General features: G+C 71.0%; 16 protein-coding genes. 7 read left to right on the forward strand and 9 right to left on the reverse strand.

The genetic code is table 11. The features are described from left to right. Nucleotides 1–8: 8 nt before the first annotated feature. Nucleotides 9–461 (forward strand): RDD family protein, encoded by a 453-nt coding sequence (locus ON30_RS09025; protein ID WP_040705730.1) that lies wholly within the window; start codon nucleotides 9–11, stop codon nucleotides 459–461. Nucleotides 462–506: 45 nt separating this feature from the next. Here the strand turns inward: ON30_RS09025 and ON30_RS09030 are convergent, their stop codons facing one another. The 3 genes from ON30_RS09030 to ON30_RS09040 form a co-directional block, all read right to left on the reverse strand. Continuing rightward, on the reverse strand, nucleotides 507–1,250 hold the full coding sequence (locus ON30_RS09030; protein ID WP_040705731.1) for a DUF4191 domain-containing protein: 744 nt from the start codon (nucleotides 1,248–1,250) through the stop codon (nucleotides 507–509). A gap of 52 nt (nucleotides 1,251–1,302) precedes the next feature. Beyond that, entirely contained in the window at nucleotides 1,303–3,498 is a 2,196-nt protein-coding gene (locus ON30_RS09035) for an elongation factor G-like protein EF-G2 (RefSeq protein WP_040705732.1), read from the reverse strand. 74 nt (nucleotides 3,499–3,572) lie between these two features. Further along, nucleotides 3,573–3,827 carry a hypothetical protein gene (locus ON30_RS09040; protein ID WP_040705733.1) on the reverse strand — a complete coding sequence of 85 codons (255 nt, stop codon included), beginning with the start codon at nucleotides 3,825–3,827 and terminating at the stop codon, nucleotides 3,573–3,575. A gap of 295 nt (nucleotides 3,828–4,122) precedes the next feature. Here ON30_RS09040 and ON30_RS09045 point away from each other — a divergent pair, with 295 nt between their 5' ends. Then, complete coding sequence (locus ON30_RS09045) at nucleotides 4,123–6,759, forward strand: hypothetical protein (RefSeq protein ID WP_040705734.1); 2,637 nt, start codon at nucleotides 4,123–4,125, stop codon at nucleotides 6,757–6,759. Between the two features lie 4 nt (nucleotides 6,760–6,763). Here ON30_RS09045 and ON30_RS09050 read toward each other — a convergent pair whose 3' ends face one another. Continuing rightward, entirely contained in the window at nucleotides 6,764–7,042 is a 279-nt protein-coding gene (locus tag ON30_RS09050; RefSeq protein ID WP_040705735.1) for a hypothetical protein, read from the reverse strand. Between the two features lie 142 nt (nucleotides 7,043–7,184). Between ON30_RS09050 and ON30_RS09055 the strand changes: the two genes are divergently transcribed. The 4 genes from ON30_RS09055 to ON30_RS36010 all read left to right on the forward strand — a co-directional run bounded on the left by ON30_RS09055 (nucleotide 7,185) and on the right by ON30_RS36010 (nucleotide 10,556). Beyond that, on the forward strand, nucleotides 7,185–7,835 hold the full coding sequence (locus ON30_RS09055; RefSeq protein ID WP_245553982.1) for a maleylpyruvate isomerase family mycothiol-dependent enzyme: 651 nt from the start codon (nucleotides 7,185–7,187) through the stop codon (nucleotides 7,833–7,835). A gap of 134 nt (nucleotides 7,836–7,969) precedes the next feature. Next, complete coding sequence (locus ON30_RS09060) at nucleotides 7,970–8,494, forward strand: MmpS family transport accessory protein (RefSeq protein ID WP_040705737.1); 525 nt, start codon at nucleotides 7,970–7,972, stop codon at nucleotides 8,492–8,494. Nucleotides 8,495–8,543: 49 nt separating this feature from the next. Next, nucleotides 8,544–9,374, forward strand: a complete 831-nt coding sequence (locus ON30_RS09065; RefSeq protein WP_040705738.1) for a siderophore-interacting protein — start codon at nucleotides 8,544–8,546, stop codon at nucleotides 9,372–9,374. 186 nt (nucleotides 9,375–9,560) lie between these two features. Beyond that, nucleotides 9,561–10,556 carry an LppP/LprE family lipoprotein gene (locus ON30_RS36010; RefSeq protein ID WP_051029104.1) on the forward strand — a complete coding sequence of 332 codons (996 nt, stop codon included), beginning with the start codon at nucleotides 9,561–9,563 and terminating at the stop codon, nucleotides 10,554–10,556. Nucleotides 10,557–10,780: 224 nt separating this feature from the next. Here ON30_RS36010 and ON30_RS09075 read toward each other — a convergent pair whose 3' ends face one another. Next, a complete protein-coding gene (locus ON30_RS09075) occupies nucleotides 10,781–11,317 on the reverse strand; it encodes a hypothetical protein (RefSeq protein ID WP_040705739.1) in 537 nt (178 codons plus the stop codon). Nucleotides 11,318–11,671: 354 nt separating this feature from the next. Between ON30_RS09075 and ON30_RS09080 the strand changes: the two genes are divergently transcribed. Continuing rightward, on the forward strand, nucleotides 11,672–13,072 hold the full coding sequence (locus ON30_RS09080; RefSeq protein WP_040705740.1) for a vWA domain-containing protein: 1,401 nt from the start codon (nucleotides 11,672–11,674) through the stop codon (nucleotides 13,070–13,072). 32 nt (nucleotides 13,073–13,104) lie between these two features. Here the strand turns inward: ON30_RS09080 and ON30_RS09085 are convergent, their stop codons facing one another. From ON30_RS09085 to ON30_RS09100, 4 genes are all read right to left on the reverse strand, one after another. Next, nucleotides 13,105–14,442, reverse strand: a complete 1,338-nt coding sequence (locus ON30_RS09085) for an AAA domain-containing protein (protein WP_051029105.1) — start codon at nucleotides 14,440–14,442, stop codon at nucleotides 13,105–13,107. After that, the gene (locus ON30_RS09090) at nucleotides 14,439–15,923 is read right to left on the reverse strand and encodes a hypothetical protein (protein ID WP_040705741.1); all 1,485 of its coding nucleotides are present in this window, start codon (nucleotides 15,921–15,923) and stop codon (nucleotides 14,439–14,441) included. The genes ON30_RS09085 and ON30_RS09090 overlap by 4 nt, the downstream gene beginning before the upstream one ends. Beyond that, nucleotides 15,920–17,005, reverse strand: coding sequence for a hypothetical protein (locus ON30_RS09095; RefSeq protein ID WP_040705742.1), 1,086 nt, complete (start codon nucleotides 17,003–17,005; stop codon nucleotides 15,920–15,922). Before ON30_RS09095 ends, ON30_RS09090 begins: the two co-directional genes overlap by 4 nt. Further along, the coding region (locus ON30_RS09100) for a hypothetical protein (protein ID WP_040705761.1) at nucleotides 17,005–17,622 on the reverse strand (618 nt) is incomplete at its 5' end. The genes ON30_RS09100 and ON30_RS09095, both read right to left, overlap by 1 nt.

The following is a 17,622-nucleotide window of genomic DNA, read 5'->3' on the forward strand; positions in this document are numbered from 1 at the left end:
CTGGAGCCATGGCGCGCATCACCGGTTCCTGGCTATCCGGACCCTCGGCGGAGTCGAACGACCCGGCTACGCCCGAGTTTCCCGGCGAACATCTCGGCCTCCCACGTACGGGTGCGGGGTCGATCGCGGGGCAGTTGCGCCGGATCGCGGCCATGTTCGTCGACTGGCTGACGGCGGTCGGCATCTCGCTGCTGATCCTGCGTCATGTGAACGCGAACCTGCCGTTGGCGATCTGGTTCGCGGTGGGTGTGCTGGCGGTCACGCTGTTCGGGTTCACGCCGGGGCAGTACTTTCTGCGGCTGCGGGTGATCCGCATCGATCGGCCGGTCGGGGTGGGATTCGTGCGGGCCTTGGCGCGCCAGGTCCTGCTCTTGTTCGTGGTGCCCGCGCTGTTCACCGACGCCGACGGCCGCGGCATGCACGACCGCGCGACCGGAACGGCCGTGGTCAACTCCCGCTGAGACGAGAAAAGCCCGCACCGGGTGCGGGCTTTCGTCGGAGAAATGTCAGCGGCGGCGGATGGTGCGCTGGACGCCGCGCATCTTCGCGCCCGCGGGCATCGGACCCTTGGGCAGCGCCGGACCGCCGCGGGCGCCGAGCGCGGAAAGCCTGCCCTCGATGAGGTCGATGCGCTTGGTGTCGATGTTGCGCGGCAGTTTGGTGAGGTAGCGCTGCAATTGCTTGAGCGGGATCTGACCGTCCTCGTTGCCGATGATGACGTCGTAGATCGGGGTGTCGCCGACCAGTCGCGCGGTCTTCTTCTTCTCCTGGGCCAGCAGCGCCTTCAACCGCTGCGGTGAGCCCTCGGCGACGAAGATGACCCCGGGCAGGCCGATCACCCGGTGCACGGCGTCGAGTTGGGTGGTCGCCGCGACACCGTTGCTGACCCGCCATTTGCCCTGGAGGTTGTCGAGCACCCAGGCCGCCGCGCCCGCTTGGCCCTCGGCTTTGGCGTAGACGTTCTTCTGCACCCGGCGGCCGAAGAGGATGAACGCGGCGAGCAGACCGAGCAGCACGCCCAGCGGCAGCAGGTACCACAGCAGGCCGGTGAGCAGGCCGATCACCAGGAATACGACGATGCTCGCGACGAGCGCGCCGATCATCAGGGGCAGCAGCAGCTTGTCTTCCTTGCGCTGCATCCGGAACGCCTGCCACAACTGCTGACGCCGCTGCTTCGACGCGGCCTTGCGCTCGGCTTTCGCCGCGGCCTTCGCTTCCTTCGACGGCTTGCCGCCCTTACCTACAGCCATGGTGCCCAGGATAGTGGCAGCGTATGGGCCGGTCGGCGGCGGGACGCGCGGGTCACGGCCGGGCGAGCACGCTCTGCGCCCGCTGGGCGGGCATGGGTTCGTGGCCGACGTGCGCGCGGCCGAATTCGCCGGTGCCGTGCGAGAGCGAACGCAGGTCGATGGCGTAGCGGCTGAGTTCGAGTTCGGGGACCTCCGCGCGTACGCGGGTGCGGCCGCGGCCGTCGGGTTCGGTGCCCAGCACGCGCCCGCGCCGCCCGGACAGGTCGCCGAGCACCTGACCGAGATAGTCGTCGGCGACCAGGACCCACACCCGCGCGTACGGTTCGAGCAGCGCGACGCCCGCGCTCGCGGCGGCCTCCCGCAATGCCAGCGCGCCCGCGGTCTGGAAGGCGGCGTCGGAGGAGTCCACCGAATGCGCTTTCCCGTCGACGAGGGTGACCCGGATGTCGACCAGCGGATAGCCGGCCGCCACTCCCTTCGCGGCCTGCGCGCGCACGCCTTTCTCGACCGAGGTAATGTACTGGCGCGGCACCGTCCCGCCGACCACGGCGTCCACGAATTCGATCCCGGACCCGGCGGGCAGCGGCGCCACCTCGAGGACGCAGACCGCGTACTGACCGTGTCCGCCGGACTGTTTGACGTGGCGTCCGCGCGCGGTCGCCGGCCCCGCGAGCGTCTCGCGCAGGGCGACCTCGTGGTCGATCACGTCGACCGCGACGCCGAACCGCTCCCGCAACCGCTCCAACGCGACGTCGCGGTGCGCTTCGCCGAGACACCGCAGCACCAGTTGGCGGGTCTGGTCGTTGTTCTCCAACCGCATCGCCGGATCCTCGGCGACCAAGCGCGCGAGGCCCTGCGAGAGTTTGTCCTCGTCGGCTTTGCCGTGCGCGCGGATCGCGATCGGCAGCAGCGGGTCGGGCATCGCCCACGGTTCGATGACCAGCGGCGTGCCGGTGCCGGACAGGGTGTCGCCGGTCTCGGCGTGGCCGAGTTTGGCGACGTAGGCGATATCGCCCGCGATGACCCGTCCGAGCGGCCGCTGGGTGCGGCCGAACGGCGCGGTGACGGCTCCGGCGCGCTCGTCGACGTCGTGGTCGGGATGTCCGCGTTCGGCGAGGCCGTGTCCGCACACGTGCACGGTGTCCTCGGCGTGCAGGGTGCCGGAGAACACCCGCACCAGCGACACCCGGCCGACGTAGGGGTCGGAGGTGGTGCGGATCACCTCGGCCGCCAACGCGGCGTCCGGATCGCAGCTCAGGGCGGTGGGCGCGCTGCCGTTGGTCGCGGGGGCGGCGGCCACGGCGTGTTCGGCGGGCGTGGGGAAGCCCGCGGCGATCAGGTCGAGCAGTTCGACGGTGCCGAGTCCTTGGCGCGCGCCGTCGGGGGCCGGTGCGGCGAACAGCACCGGATGGAACTGTCCGCGCGCGACGGCGCGCTCCAGGTCGCCCACCAGGGTGTCGAGATCCAGCGCGGCCCCGGACAGGTACCGCTCCATCAGCGATTCGTCCTCGCTCTCGGCGATGATCGCCTCGATCAGCCGCTCCCTGGCGGGACGAAGTTGCGCGCGCTGGTCCTCGCTCGGATCGTCGAACTGCGCCCCGCCGTCGGCGTAGTCGGCAACCCGCTCGGCGAGCAGTTCGATCATGCCGGTGACCGGCCGGTGCCCGTCGCCGCCGCGCGGTCCGTAGACCGGCAGATGCAGCGGAAGGACGTTCTCCGCGCCACCGCCGCCGAGGGCGGCGTGGAAGGTCGACACCATGTCGTCGAAGTCCTCGCGGGCGGTGTCGAGGTGGGTGATCACGATCGCCCTCGGCATCCCGACCGCGGCGCACTCCTCCCACAGCGCGCGCGTGGCCCCGCTCACCCCCTCGGGGCCCTCGGCGGCCGACACCACGAACAGGGCGGCGTCGGCGGCGCGCAACCCCGCGCGCACCTCGCCGACGAAATCCGCGTACCCGGGGGTGTCGATCAGGTTGATCTTCGTCCCGGACCAGCCGACCGGCACCACCGCCAACTGCACCGACCGGCGCCTGCGCTGTTCGATGTCGTCGTAGTCGGACAGGCAGGTCCCGTCCTCGACCCGACCCGCCCTGGTGACCGCGCCCGCCGTGTAGGCGAGCGCTTCCACCAGGGTCGTCTTACCCGCGCCGCCGGGGCCGACGAGCACCACGTTGCGAATGTGCTCGGGCCGGTCCACGGTGATCGCCGCGCCGTCGCCCGCGGCCGGTCCACTCGATTTGTCCACCATGTGTCACGCATCCTCGCCTCGACACCGGGTCCTTCGAGCTTCCCACCATCGCGGGCGTCGCGTCCACGGTTTGCTCAGCTGTTCTCGCAGCCGATGCCGTTGCCGTCGCGGTCCAGGTCGTAGACGTCGGGACCGATCACGGTGACCCGCCCGGTGTAGGCCGGACCGTTCCCGCTGCCGCCTTCGCAGTCGACGTCGGAGGCGTACGGGACGCAGGGGGTGTAGGAGGGGTGGCAACCGGACTGCGGTGCGGCCGAGGCCGCGCCTGCCGCGGCGACGACGAAGCCGGCGGCCAGGGCCGAGATTCCGAGGGTGGCGACGAAACGCATTGTGCTCCATTCGATTCGAGTGCGGAGCAGAAGTGTGCCACGCGCTGCGGCGCGGTGTGTCCGATTCGAGGTTCATACGGCGTATCGACCGACACGCCACCGCATGTCGGGCGTGTCGCGACCGGCGGGCAATCTTCCGGACATGTGTCGACACTCACATCGGTACACGCCGGACTTTCTGTTGCCAATCTGCTGCTCTTACAGTGCCTTTCGTATTCGGCCCACGGTCGGCGACCACGCGGCCGCCCTACCGTGGGATGGTCGATCGTGCGAGCGTGATGGAGGGTGACCGCCGATGCTGGTCATCAACGAACGGGCGGCCGTGCCGCGGTCCGAACAGCGAGTCCTCGACTGGATGCGAACCTGGAAGGGCCAATACATCATCGTCGGCCTGGCGATCTCGGGCTGTCACGTCCCGCGACGACACGGCGAAACCGACCCCGGCGGAGCGGAACTGGTGGTCATCACCCCGCGCGCGGTCGTCGTCGTCGAAGTCAGGGACACCGTGCCCGACGCCACCAGCGGCGTCCTGTCCGTCCGCGCCGCCGGTCCCTGGCGGCTGTCCGGATTCGACGGCGACCCGCTGCGCGACGCCGCCGAACCGTTCGAGCAGGTCGCCGACAACCTCGGGGCGCTGAAAGACCTGGTCCGCGAACACCATTCCGACGCCTACGTCGACGGCGTGATCGTCGTGGTGCCGCCGTGGGAGTCCACCGTCGTCCTCGAGGTCGAGACCCCGCAGCAGGGCTGCGGCGTCGTCCTCGGCTCCACCCCGGGCGAACTGCGCGCCTGGCTGCACCGCACGTCCAACCGCAAACTGCTCTGGACCGCCGAAGCCGTGCACGCGCTGCTCGAGGACCTCGAACTCGACCACCTCGTCTCCCTCGAAGCCCTTCTCGCCGAGGGCTTCCCGTCGGCAACCGGGCGCCGCCGCGGCGCCGCCCTCGCCGGCGAACCCCTCGCGACCACCACCGCCTACCCGGACCACCTCGCCCGGCCCGCGCAACGCCGTCTCGCCGAAACCGGTCGGCCCGGTCTGCTTCTCGCTCCCGCCGGTGATTCGGCGTACGCTCCGAACGGGCCCGAGCCGAAGATCCCGAGCGCACCGAGGGAGGCCGCAGCCGTGGAATCCGCGCATCAGCCCCACACCGATCCGCCGAGTTCGTCCCGTGGTGACGGGGTGGACGAGCCCTCGCGGGGCGAACCCGCCGGGCAGGTCGAGCGGGCGGGCGTCGACCCGTCCGCGTTCGCCGATCCGGTCAGAGGTGCATGCCGCCCGGTGGCGGTGCACGAGGAAGGTGAAGCCGGGCTCCGCCAGGCACCCGAGCACGCGCGCTCGGCCGACGAGCGCCGGAGGGATGCCCGCGCCGCCTTCGACCCGAACGCGGCCGACGGGGAAGCGGCGGACACATACCGGGGCGGTGCGTCCCCCGGTGGGATGGCGGATTCACGGCGGGGGAGCGCGTCGAATGTGGCGGCCTGGTTCGCCGCCAGTCGTCCGCGTGAGCGCGCTGATGCCGAGGGTTTCGCGGTCGCGGGTCGACATGAGCCGGTCGCGGCGTATGTCGATGGCGAAGTCGTCTCGGGTGTTCGAGGGGCGGGCGGACCCGGGCGGTCGGTCACCGAGCAGTCGGCGTGGTCGGCTGCCGAAGGAGCTGCGCGGTCGACCGAGGCTTCACCTGTGCGGTCGGCTGCGGGTGTGTCCGCGGTTCCCACTGACGTGGGCCCCGAACACTCGATGGCCGCTGACTCTCCCGTCGCGCCGCGCGTGCGGGTCGAGCAGTCCGCGAGCGGGCCGGCACAGGTCTCCGGGGGCTCCGAGGAACGACCGACGCTCGCCCGCCGGGAACCGGGCGCGACCTGGGCCGGCTTCTCCGCGCGGGAAGCCGACCGCCGTGCGGCCGTCGAGGCCCGGCGCGAACCGCCCGTCCCCGCCGTCGCCGCGACGACGGGGGAGCAGGCCGATGTCGCCGAGGTTCCTGTCACCCCGGCCCCGGCGGCTCGTCGGGATACGCCGCCGGTGGCGTTGATGCTCGCGTTGGAGGCCGCGCTGTCCGCCACCACCACCCGCGAGCCCGAGATCGCCGTCGTGGACGCGCCGCCCGCCGGTGTCCGCGACCAGGATCTCGGCCGCGCGTTCGTCGACGGGCAGCCCCCGGAATTCGACGGCGTGACCACTACGGGTCAGCCGCTCCCGATCGATCCCGGCTCCACCGGGCGCGCGCCGGTCGTCGGCGGCCAACGCCCGACACGCTCACCCGGCCAGGGCGGCGACGGCGCGCCGTGGATCGGCCCCGACACCATCGCGCCCGAACCGCCCTACGTGCGTCCCCCGTGGATTCCGCCGGACGACGAGTCGATGCGTCCGGTGCGCCCCGTCGACGACCGCGCCCGCGAGCAGGACGCCCCGCGGCCGGCCCTGACCGTCGTGCCCCATCCCGAACTCGAGCACGAGGACGGGGCGGCGGCCCTGCCGCCCGCCGCGCACGCGAGCGCCACCTTCACCGACCAGTGGTCGTCGTGGATCGAACCGCGCCAGTACACTGACAGGCCGCCGACGCCGTTGCGCCGCCCGGCCCCCGTCCTCGCCCCGGTCGAGCGGGAACCGCAGCGCCGTCCGATCCCGTCGATCGCCGTGGTCGCCGCCCGTCTGCCGGGTGCGGTCGGGGCGGGCGTCGCCCCCGCGGGCAAGGTGCTCGCGAAACTCAACGCCGACGGTCACCTTCCGCAACGCGCCGTCGCGATCGGCGTCATCGCGCTCACCGCCGGCGTCGTCTGGATGCTGGCCACCACCGGCACCACCGCGTACCGCGAGGGCGTGGAGCAGCGGCCCACGAATTCCCGGGTCGAAGCCCCGCCGCCGGGGACGGAACCCGCCCTGGTCCCGTTCGACACCCTGCCCGCCTGCTTCCCGCTGCCCACCAACTGCTGATCGGTCAGTCCGGGGTCGTGGTCGCGCGCTCCAGCGCGCGATGCAGCCAGTGCAGCGCCGCGCCCGACGTCTGCGCGGTGTGGATCTCGGCGGTCAGGTCCCAGTATCGGAGGACGCGACGGTCGGTGGCCGCGGCGTCGAGCAGTCGCCGTCGAAAACCCGTCGAGTCGCGTTCCCGGCGGGCCGAAGCGTGGGCGGTGACGAACCGGTCGAGCGCGGGCCCCGGGTGCGGGTCGACGTCCGCCGCCACCGAAGGGTCGGCGAGGGAACAGGCTTCGGCCACGCCCGTGACCAGTCACCCGCGACAGCTCTCCGATGCTCACGAGCCCGGCAAGGGATGTGTTCTGCGTCATGTTCGCTGGAACCTCCACCCCGCTGGAGTTCCTAGCGTAGCCGGACTACCAGCAGCACAAGGAGATACGCCGATGCCCCCTACCTCGTCGATGACCACCGAAGAGATCTGGCGCGCGGTCGCCGTCGAACGCGCGAGCCTGGCGGAACTGCTGCGCGACCTCCCCGATGGCGCCTGGGAACACGCCTCGCTGTGCGCGGACTGGGCCGTCCGTGACGTCGTGGCGCACCTGATCCTGTCCGCGCGCCCGACCGTCGGCGCGATCCTGCTCGGCCTGCTCCGCGCCTGCGGCGATCTGCATCGGATGATCCGCGACACCGCGATCCGCCACGCCGCCCGCCGCACGAACGAGCAACTGCTCGCCGAATTCTCGGCCGGGATCGAGCTGCGCGTCGCCGCGCTGGGCACCACTCCCGCCGACCGACTCATGGATGTTCTCGTGCACGGTCAGGACATCGCCGTCCCCCTCGGTGTCGCACATCCGCTGCCGGACGCCGCCGGGCGCGCGGCCCTCGACCGGGTGTGGGAACTGGACGATCAGTTCGGCGCCCGTGCCGGATTCGCCGGGTACCGGTTGGTGACCGACGACGACGCCTGGCAGGTCGGAGCGGGCGCGACCATTCGCGGCACGGCCGAGGCGCTGCTGCTCTTGGTTTCCGGCCGTGCGGTCGAGCCCGGCCGACTGACCGGCGCCGGCGCCGAGTCGTGGCGGGCCCGCTCCTGATCGACCGCGGCGCGGAGGTGAAAGGTGCTGGGGTGCGGATCGATCCGTCCGATTGGTCTGGGTAGTATCTGCCCGTTCCTGATGTGTGATCCAAGTCTCAGTCCCGTTCGTTCGTGTCCAGACGTAGGAGTCCCATGTCGTATCCACCGGAAGGTCGACCGCCGTATCCGGGCCAGCAGCAGCCGCAGGGCTATCCGGCGGGCCAGTACGGACCGGGCGCCGCGCCGCCCCAGGGCTACTATCAGCAGCCGCCCAAGAAGAAGCCGGTCTGGCCGTGGATCCTCGGCGGCGTCGCGGTGGTGCTGCTCGTGGTGGTCGGCGGTTGCGTGGCGTTGGTCGCCGGCGTCGTCAACGAGGTCGATGACGAACTGAACCGCCAGGTCGCCGTCACCTATGAGGTCGAGGGCAGCGGGACGGACGCGTCGATCACCTACTCCGGCAGTGATTTCGACATCGCCCAGGAGACCGCGGCGACGATGCCGTGGCGCAAGCAGGTGACCGTCGAGGGATTCAGCTCGTATGTGAGTCTCAGCGCGACCAACGGCGCGAACGGCGGCGAGATCACCTGCCGGATCAAGGCGGGCGACCGGGTGGTCTCCGAGCAGACTTCCAGCGGCCCCTACGCCTCGGCGAGTTGTAGCGGCGACGCGGGCGACTGAATCCGCCTGCGACGAGATCTGACAGTTAGGTTTTGCTAACCTAAAGGTCATGGCCAAGCGTGCGAAGTACGTCAAACCGGAGGCGCGGCGGATCAGGTCCGCCGAGACGCTGACCGCCAAGCGGATCAGCCCCAATTTCGTTCGCGTCACCGTCGGTGGTCCGGACCTGCACGATTTCACCCCCATGGGCTACGACCAGTGGTTCCGGTTGTTCCTGAAGCGGGACGGGCAGTCCGAGCTGCGGCTGCCGACGGTCGCGAACAACCTCTGGTATGCCCAGTACCTGATGATGAGCAAGGATTCGCGTCCGCTGGTCCGCAACTACACCGTGCGGGAATTCCGTCCCGCCGGCGCGGGCCAGTACGGCGAACATCCCGAGATCGATATCGATTTCGTCGCCCACGGCGACGACAGTCCCGCGGCGGCGTGGGCCAACAACGTCAGCGCGGGCACCGAGGTCGGCCTGTTCGACGAGGGCATCATGTATCAGCCGCCGGAGGAGTCGAACTGGTCGCTGCTGGTGGCCGACGAGAGCGCGCTGCCCGCCGTGGCCGGTGTCCTGCGCTCGGCGCCCCGCACCCTGCGCGGCGCGGCCTACATCGAGATCCCGCACGCCGAGGACGTGCAGGAACTCGGTGCGCCCGAGGGTGTGCAGGTGCACTGGCTGCCGCGCACCGATCCACACGCCTCGATCGGCGCCCTCGCCGCCGAGACCGTGCGCGGCGCCGACATCCCGCCCGTCGGCGTCTACGCGTTCGTCGCGGGGGAGCAGGCGTTGGCGTCGGGCACCCGCAGGCACCTCGCCAACGATCGCGGAATCCCCAAGGCCGACATCACCTTCACCGGCTACTGGCGTTTCGGCAAGGCCGCCCCGAGCTGACCCGGCCACCGTGTCCTTCGACCGAACCCGTGGCGCCCGCGGCGTGTGTGCCGCGGGTTCTGTCCCATCGCCGACCTCCGCGAAGGGGCCGGCCCCGGATACGGTGCCCCTGAATACCGGGGCGTAACAGCGCCTCCCCTGATCCGACTTCCAAGATGTCGGGGATTCATCGAAAGGGGAGGCAAGATGAGAAAAAAGATCTTCGTGGCGGTACTGGCCGCGGTGGCGATGTGCGCCACGGTGGCGGCCTGTCAGGACGAAAGCGTGCCGGGGGCGACCGGCACGTCCCAGACCGGTACGGTCACCGCGCGGACTCCGAGCGGTTCGGCCCAGCCCGGGGCGAGCGGCGGGGGCGATGCGCAGCCCGGCCCGGTCAACGGGGGCGGACAGCAGTCGGGAACGACTCCCGCGCCCGGACCGGGCGGCGTGAACCCAGCGGGGCAGCCCCCGGGCAACCCGGTGACCAGTGCGGGCGATCGCTGCGTCGACGCGGATTCGGCCGCGGTGCGCGACGCGATCGCCTCGTTGGGTGAGCCTTATCCGGGCGAGTCCTACGTCGTGCAGCGCACCACGGACGCGGCGGTAGGTTCCTGCCCCGCGTTGCTGTGGGCATTGGCCGCGACCCCGCGTGGGACGGCCAGTTCGCCGTTCCACGTCCTGTTCTTCGATCACGACGGCTATCTGGGCACCGCGACCCAGCGGGCGACCGCCTACACCTCGGTGATCGGGTCCGCCGATCGTGACGTGCAGGTCCGCTACAAGTGGCTGCGCGCGGGCGAGGCGAACTGCTGCCCCTCGGGGGAAGCGGTCATCACCTTCACCCTGGGGGCCGACGGCCGGACGGTGACGCCGAACCCGGCGATTCCCGGCGAGGTCAGTAACCCGTCCGCCCCGTCGAGCGGGACGTGCCCCGTCGACAAAGCGACGTTGCGACAGGCGCTGAGCGGCAGCGCGTTCGAGGACCGGTTGGAACCGCCCGTCGAACTCGCCGACGAGATCCCCTGCTACGGCGGATGGGCCTTCGCGACCAGTGGCGGGGGAGAACGGCAGCGGACCCAGATCCTGTTCCAGCACAGTGGCGGCGCCTGGCAGGCGGTCGACATCGGCAGCGCGTTGCGTGCCAGGGACACGTGCCTCGATCGGGGGATGCCCGCCGCGGTGGCCGATCAGCTCTGCTTCTGAGCGGCTGAGGCGCTCGGCGTGGGTTCCGAACGCGCGACCCACGCCGAGACCGTCTTCCGCGTCGGCAGACCAGGGTGTCGAAGCGGTGTTCCCGCCACAGCGGACGCGTCGCTCCTCGGCGGCCGTGGGCCGTGGTGCCGTCGTCGGGGCTCGACCTCCGCCGCGGAGCCCGTCATTCCGGTCCGCGAACGGATCGGGAAGGGTACGCCGCACGATCTCCCGACTCACACTCCCGGCGTCAACGGCAGAGGCCGCGCGGACTCGCCGCCGAGCGGGAGCAGATAGTCCCGTGCGGTGCGCAGGGATTCGAACGACTGCCACGCCGTGGCCAATTCGGCCATCCCGTGTGCCAGGGCCAGCGCCGCGCGGGCCCGCTCGTCGGTCGCGACGGGCGCTCCCGTCTCCTCCACCTCCTCGACCGAGGGCCAATCCGGGCGGATCAGGCCGGGTTTGGTCGTCACCTGTTCGGTGAACCGGGCGTCCGCCGCCGCGATCTCCGCCCGCACGGCCCGCGCCGTCGCCGCCGTATCCACGACGAGGGGGCTCGTGATCCCCTCCGGCAGTGCGACGTTCCCGTGACAGAACGTCCACGGGTGACCGTCGACGAGATCGCGCAACGTCTCGACGTCCTCGCGGTCGATCACCCACGCTCCGGACAACCGCGACAGCGCGCGATCCTGCCCGATGTCGACGTGCCAGACCACGTAGGCGTCCTCGACCGCGTCGATGACGGCCAACGGCGCGGTGAAGGTGGATGCCATCGGAATCTCCTCTTCGATCTGTGACAAGTGGTCCGGCACAGGCTGTGCCGCCCGTCGCTGCCCGAAGCGACCGCGGCCGACGTTACCCCGAGTGGACGGGCATGCGCGGGCGCGAAATCGGCGGTTGTGGACAACTCTCGCCGACCGCCCAACCTGTGGATGAACGCCGGGGTCGAGCGGCGCGTTCGAGTTAGTGTTCGGAGGTCCGAGGGTTTCCGAAGCGTCGAGACAGGAGTGATACCGATCGAAACCGCTTGCGACAGCGGAGGTCGGCTCTACGATTCGCTCGTTGTGCGCGGCCGGTGACGGGACGCCCCGGCGTGCGTTGGTTCCGTTCGAGATGAGGAGTCACGGTTGTCCGCGATCGAGTTGGTCAAGGGTCAGAACAGTCCGCTGCCCGCCGGGGATCTGCTGATCACCGTGCGGGTCGCCGCGGCCGTCGACCTCTCGGCCCTATCGGTGACCGGTCGCGGGAAGGTGCGCTCCGACGAGGATTTCGTGTTCTACAACCATCCGGTCGGACAGGGGGTGCGATTGATCGATGGTCCTGATGGTCCGGGATCGGTGTTGGCGGTCGCGACCGGTCGGATACCGGCCGAGATCGAGGAGATCCGGGCGGTGGTCACGCTGGACGACCAGAACTCCACCTTCGGTCAGGTGCCCGCGCCGGTGGCCACCGTGGCGGACGGTGCGGGCAACACCCTGGCGCGGTTCCGCATCGGTGGCCTCGGCAAGGAGTCGGTGGTCATCGCGCTGGAGTTGTATCGGCGCGACCGGGCGTGGAAGGTGCGCGCGGTGGGGCAGGGGTATTCGGGCGGATTCGCGGCGCTGGTGACCGATCACGGAATCGTCGTCGACGACGATCCCGCCGTCACGAGTGCCGTTCCCGCGGCAGCGTATTCGGCGCAGGCTCCGTCGATCGCCCGTCCGGTCCACGCCGGGCCCGTCCCGCCGCCGCGGGCGCTCACCCCGTCGGGAGCGGGGCACGGAGCAGCGCCCACGCCTCACCGTCCATCTCCGGGGCCGGTCGTGCGGACCGTGCCCGGCGAGCAGCGGTTGTCCCTGGACAAACGTCGGGAACTGAACCTGCGCAAGCAGACGATCCTCACCGTCCTCTCGCACAAGGGCGCGCCTACCGCGCGGGCGCGGGTGGTGCTGGTCATCGACAAGACCGGAAGCATGTCGACGTTGTATCGCATCGGCGCGGTGCACCGGGTCGTGCACCGGATGATTCCGGTCGCGATCCAACTCGACGACGACGGTCGTCTGGAGCCCTACTTGTACGCGAAGAGTTTCGCCGCGTTGCCCGCGATCACCGTCGACACCGCGGACCAGTGGTGCGACACCTACCTGCACATGTCGGGAAGGCGGGCCGGCATCGACTACTCGCGCATCGGCGGTGTGAACAACGAGATCCCGATCATGCGCGAGATCATGACCACCTTGGATCCCGATTCCGACCCGACGCTCGTGCTGTTCTTCACCGACGGGGGCTTCCACGAGAAACGCAAGATCACCGAGTTGATGCGCGAAGCCGCCACTCTTCCGATCTTCTGGCAGTTCGTCGGGTTGGGCGCGGCCAACTACGGACTGCTGCGTGACCTGGACACGATGGACGGCCGCGTCGTGGACAACGCGGGATTCTTCGCGATCGACGATATCGACCGCGTCGCCGACGAAGAACTCTACGGACGCCTGCTCGGTGAATTCCCGGACTGGTTGCGGGCCGCCACGGCAGCGGGCATCCTGCGCTGAACCACGACGAGAGACAGGAAGGGGCGAAAGCTTCAGCGCGCGTTGCTGATCGACAATCTGGGTGTGGTCGGGGCGGCGGGAATCCGGTGGTGGGCCAAGTGGGCGAGCAGGGCCTGGTTGGCTTCCCAGCCGTCGGGGAATTTGATCTCGACCCCGAGGTGGACGGGTTCGGCGGAGGGGTGGGCGTCGAGGAGTTCGGGGATGCCCGCGCGGCCGACGACCACACAGGCGTGGCGGTGCCGGGAGGTCAGGACGCAGAGGCGGCCCGCTTCGAGATGGAACGCGCCGGCGTCGCGGCGGCCGGACAGGGGGTGCAGGACGAAGGTGACGTCGTATTCGCGGCCTTGCAGGCGGTTGGCGGTGTCGACGGTGACGGCCGCGCCCGGGGTGTCGCGCAGGGCGGTGCGCAGAGCTTCGGCTTGGTCGCGGTGGGCGGTGCCGATGGCGATGCGGTCGGCGGTGACCGGGCGGGTGCCGTGTTCGGAGTGGGCGAGGGCACCGCGGGCGAGTAGGCGGTTGGTGAGGTCGGCGATGGCGGCTACGGCCTCGGCGTCGGTGCGCAGGGTGTGGCGGGCGGGCAGTTCGTACCAGGCCCAACCGGAACGGGCGGCTTCGTCCAGGGCGTCGTCGAGCGGGCCGAGCAGTCCGGCGGTGGTGAATTCCATACTGCGCGCGTCGGGTTCGGTCCCCGCGCGGAAGGTGGTGAAGGGGTAGAAGGCGGCGGAGACGACGGACGCGGCGGAGGCGGGCAACCGCCAGGACACGGGGAGGCGGTGGATGGGGATGCCGGGGTTGTTGGCGAGCATGACGCTGACCGCGCTCATGGTGGGGTCCCAGGACAGACCCTTCCAGCGGTCCACTTCGACGGTGGCGAACGGGTCGAGTTGGCCCGGGTCGCCGACGAACAGACCGTGCTGGAAGCGGTTGGCGATGCGCAGCAGCATGTCCGAGCGCATCTGGTATGCCTCGTCGATGATGGCCCACTCCCAGGTGCCCTCGTCGATGGTGGCCCATTTGGCGGCGGTGCCGATGAGGATGGCGCGGTCGGCGAGGTCCGCGGGCCGGTTGGCGACGGTGACGTTGGCGTGGGCGGCGACGCGGTCGGAGGTGAGGTAGTTGCTCGCGGAGAGGCGGCCGATCGGCAGGGCGGGGTCGGCGCTCGCGAGACGGTCGATGAGATCGTCGACCTGCTCGTTGGTCTGGGCGACGATCATGCGCTGCGCGCCGTCGGCGGCCAGTTGCCGGGCGGCCCGCACGACCAGGGTGGATTTGCCCGCGCCGGGCGGGGAATCGACCACGATGGCGCGGTGGGTGGGATGTTCGAGGTCGGCGAGGATGTCGGCGGTGACCTCGTCGGCGGTACGGGTCACCAGGACTCCTCGGTGTGGTCGGGGACGAATTCCGGGGGCGGTCCGCCGTGGGTCCACGGGGTTTCCTCGGGTTCGGGCAGGACGAGTTTGCCGGCGGAGTTGGTGAGCGGGAAGCGGGTGAAGCCGACCTGGTCGCCCGGTTGCGGGACGGTGCCGGGCTTGGCGGTGCGGCCGGTGCCCATGCCGCCGGACAGTTCCAGAACCAGGACGCCGCCGTCGACGTCGAGAACTTTGGCTTTCTGGTTGGGGCGTTCGGCGCTGAACAGGGTTTCCCCGGGGGCGGCGGTGAACGGGTCGCTGGTCTCGACGCGGATCAGCGGACGCAGGACGGCGCGTTTGCCGGAGGTGTCGACACGGTCGGGTTCGCAGGCGGTCACTTCGCCGCGCAACGCCGCGCCCGCGACACGGTATTCGGCCATCACCCGCGGGTCGTCGTAGGCGCGTTGGGCCTGGAACGCTTCGGCGGCGGCTTCGCGGTCGAGCAGGCGGCGCACGGCGGAGACGGCGGCGTCGCGGCGGGCCTGGGCGATGTTGTCGTCGATGTTGTCGGCGAAGTAGGTGAACGAACCGCGGTCGCGCTGCCAGCGGGTGGGCACGTTCGCGGCCTCGGGCAGGCGCGCCAGCAGGTCCAGTCCGCGCCACATCAGCTGCCAGGTGGGTTCGAGTTGGGCGCGCAGCGCGACCTCGAGGCGTTGCGCGGCCACGGTTTTCGCGGTGCCGTCGACGTCATCGATGGCGGTGTCGTAGGCGTTGACCAGCGGGGCGAGCTCTTCGTTGTCGAAGCCGGGATCGGTGGCGGGCCCGGCGGGCGGACTGGCCAGCGGGTCCTCGGCGAACGCGGCGGCCTGCGCGCCGGACAATCCGGCGGGCGGATCGATCCAGCCGAGCAGGGCGGCGAGGTTGGCGTCCTCGAGCGCGGACTGGCCGCTGGCCCAGTGCATCGCCAGGACCGAGGTCATGGGGAGCAGGGCCGCGGAGCCGGGGCGTTCGGCCCGTTCGGCGAACCAGGTCAGCCAGCGGCCGAGCAGCGGGATCTCCGCGGGGACGGGATTCGGGCCGTCCACCCGGTGGTAGCGCACGGAACGGCCGAGCAGGCCGAGGAAGTCGACGCCGCCGGTGTTGGGCACCCACAGTTGTGCGGCGTCCAGGCAGCGGCGGCCGACGACCTCGCCAGACCGATCCGTGATGTCCTCGGCCGCGTCGAGATAGGAGGCCAGGTGCGGCAGCAGATGACCGGCCAGCGCTTCGAGGAAGCGCAGGCGCAGCACCCGGTCGCGGGGCTGGGGCACGATCAGCACCGTCGGTTCGTCGCGGTCGGTGCCGAACATCACCGCCAACGGTGCGGCCGCCTCGCCCGCCAGACGCAGCGGGATCAGCACGAACGGACGCGGGGACAGGTGGTAGTGCCGCACCGTGGCCAGCGGTTGCGCGCGGCCGGTGCGCATGGCCCGCACCCGGGCCAGCGCGGTCAGCACACTCATCCCGCGATCTCCAGTTGCAGACGGTGCGCGGCGCGCAACACCGCCGCGATGTCGAGATGTTCCGGGCCGGGGGCGACCGAACCGTCGGCCAGTCCCAGCGCGGTGTCGATGTTGTCGATGCCGCCGAGATCGTCGCAGACGCCGCGGCCCAACGCGTCCACCGAACCCGTGCCGCGCGCCTCGGCGCGGCAGGCGAAAGCCAAGTCGCAGTGCGACATGCAGTCCGGGGCGTAACGGGCGGGGATGGCGGCGATGGTGTCGGCCAGGTCGGGGCCGGGCGCGAACGTCGCGTCGGGCGGCAGCAGGTCGAGCAGGCGATCCACCGAGGTCATCCGCGACAGCTGCCGCGACACCGCCGCCAACTGCTTGCGCAGATCCACCAGCGCCGCGGTCGGGCGGTTGGTGAAATCCTTCGCGCACACCAGGATCGCGTGATGGGCCACCAGGTTCGGGTCCTCGCCCAACTCCTCGAACATCTGGCGCAGCGCGAGCACGTAGACCGCGGACTGGCGGGCGGCCGTGGCGACCTGGGTGGGGTCGGCCTGCTCGTCGATGACCGGGAACGACTTGATCTCGATCACGTGGAACAGCCCCTCGACCTGCACCGCCACCACGTCCGGCTCCAGATACGCCGGGGCTCCGGCGATGTCGAGCCGCAGCAGCGGATGATCGAACAGCGTCGCGTCGTTGTCGCGGATCGCCCGACCCAGCAGTTGCCTGGTGCGCTGATGGCGGACGGCGTTGCTCGCGTTGTCGCCCACCGTGTTCAGATCCAGGTAGCCGACCTCGGGAATCGACAGGTTCAGCGTCTCCCGCAACAGCGCCAGCAACTCCGCGCAGCCGTTCGCCTTCACCTGCGCCTCGAAGGTGTTGCCGCGGGTGATCGCGAACGAGGACTGACCGAACTGCGGCGGATGACCCAACTCCCGCGCGATCTCGGCCTTGTCCACCGCCGCGGCGTCGAGCAGGGCGCGGCGCACGCAGCCGGGGTTGGTGGTCAGTGCCGCGATCGTGCGCGCGTTGTGCCGACAGGTCGGCGCCGTGTCCCGCACCCGATCCAACCGGGCCGAAAGATCGTTCATCACAACTCGTTTCCGCGCCGTTCGGCCGCGCGCAGCCGAACACCGAACAGTTGACCGGCCGCGTCGTCCAGCTGACGGGTCACCCGCCGCGCCGCCTGCTCCCGATGCGTCGTGTCGTCGTCGGCGTGCACCGCCAACTCGCGCCGCGCCGCCTCCGCGACCCGCGCCGGGTCCAGCGCGTCCGGTGCGCCCGCGACCCCGGGCACCGACACCGCCAGCCGCCACAGCACCCGCCGCGCCGCCGGTCCGGTCGCGCCTTGATCGATCATGTGCTCCGACAACCGGATCACCGCCGTCAGCAGATCCACGCGCGGACTGAGCGGCCCGATCATACGGCGCGACAGCGGCCACGTGCTCACCGCCAGCAACCCGCGCGCGGGCGCGAGCAGATCCGTGGTCAGCGCCGCGCACACGTAGAAGGGGCGGCCGAACGGGGCGGCTCGGAAGGAACGCTCCTCGTCGCGGCGCAGACTCGTCAGCCGGGCGGCCACCAACTGGCCGGAGAAGAACCCTTCGTGCACGGCCATCACCACCTTCGGCGACGCGGGGGCGGACAGCAACGTCAGCGCGCGGTGCACGTGATCGCGCACCGCCACCACCTCCCGCTCCACCACGAC

The organism is Nocardia takedensis NBRC 100417 (assembly GCF_000308695.1).
In the GTDB taxonomy this organism is placed as follows: Bacteria; Actinomycetota; Actinomycetes; order Mycobacteriales; family Mycobacteriaceae; genus Nocardia; species Nocardia takedensis.

What these genes read in the sequence shown, in the direction of transcription:
- ON30_RS09025 (WP_040705730.1), top strand. Translation starts at nt 9, where the DNA reads ATGGCGCGCATCACCGGTTCCTGGCTATCCGGACCCTCGGCGGAGTCG.
- ON30_RS09030 (WP_040705731.1), bottom strand. Translation starts at nt 1,250, where the DNA reads ATGGCTGTAGGTAAGGGCGGCAAGCCGTCGAAGGAAGCGAAGGCCGCG.
- ON30_RS09035 (WP_040705732.1), bottom strand. Translation starts at nt 3,498, where the DNA reads ATGGTGGACAAATCGAGTGGACCGGCCGCGGGCGACGGCGCGGCGATC.
- ON30_RS09040 (WP_040705733.1), bottom strand. Translation starts at nt 3,827, where the DNA reads ATGCGTTTCGTCGCCACCCTCGGAATCTCGGCCCTGGCCGCCGGCTTC.
- ON30_RS09045 (WP_040705734.1), top strand. Translation starts at nt 4,123, where the DNA reads ATGCTGGTCATCAACGAACGGGCGGCCGTGCCGCGGTCCGAACAGCGA.
- ON30_RS09055 (WP_245553982.1), top strand. Translation starts at nt 7,185, where the DNA reads ATGCCCCCTACCTCGTCGATGACCACCGAAGAGATCTGGCGCGCGGTC.
- ON30_RS09060 (WP_040705737.1), top strand. Translation starts at nt 7,970, where the DNA reads ATGTCGTATCCACCGGAAGGTCGACCGCCGTATCCGGGCCAGCAGCAG.
- ON30_RS09065 (WP_040705738.1), top strand. Translation starts at nt 8,544, where the DNA reads ATGGCCAAGCGTGCGAAGTACGTCAAACCGGAGGCGCGGCGGATCAGG.
- ON30_RS36010 (WP_051029104.1), top strand. Translation starts at nt 9,561, where the DNA reads ATGAGAAAAAAGATCTTCGTGGCGGTACTGGCCGCGGTGGCGATGTGC.
- ON30_RS09075 (WP_040705739.1), bottom strand. Translation starts at nt 11,317, where the DNA reads ATGGCATCCACCTTCACCGCGCCGTTGGCCGTCATCGACGCGGTCGAG.
- ON30_RS09090 (WP_040705741.1), bottom strand. Translation starts at nt 15,923, where the DNA reads ATGAGTGTGCTGACCGCGCTGGCCCGGGTGCGGGCCATGCGCACCGGC.
- ON30_RS09095 (WP_040705742.1), bottom strand. Translation starts at nt 17,005, where the DNA reads ATGAACGATCTTTCGGCCCGGTTGGATCGGGTGCGGGACACGGCGCCG.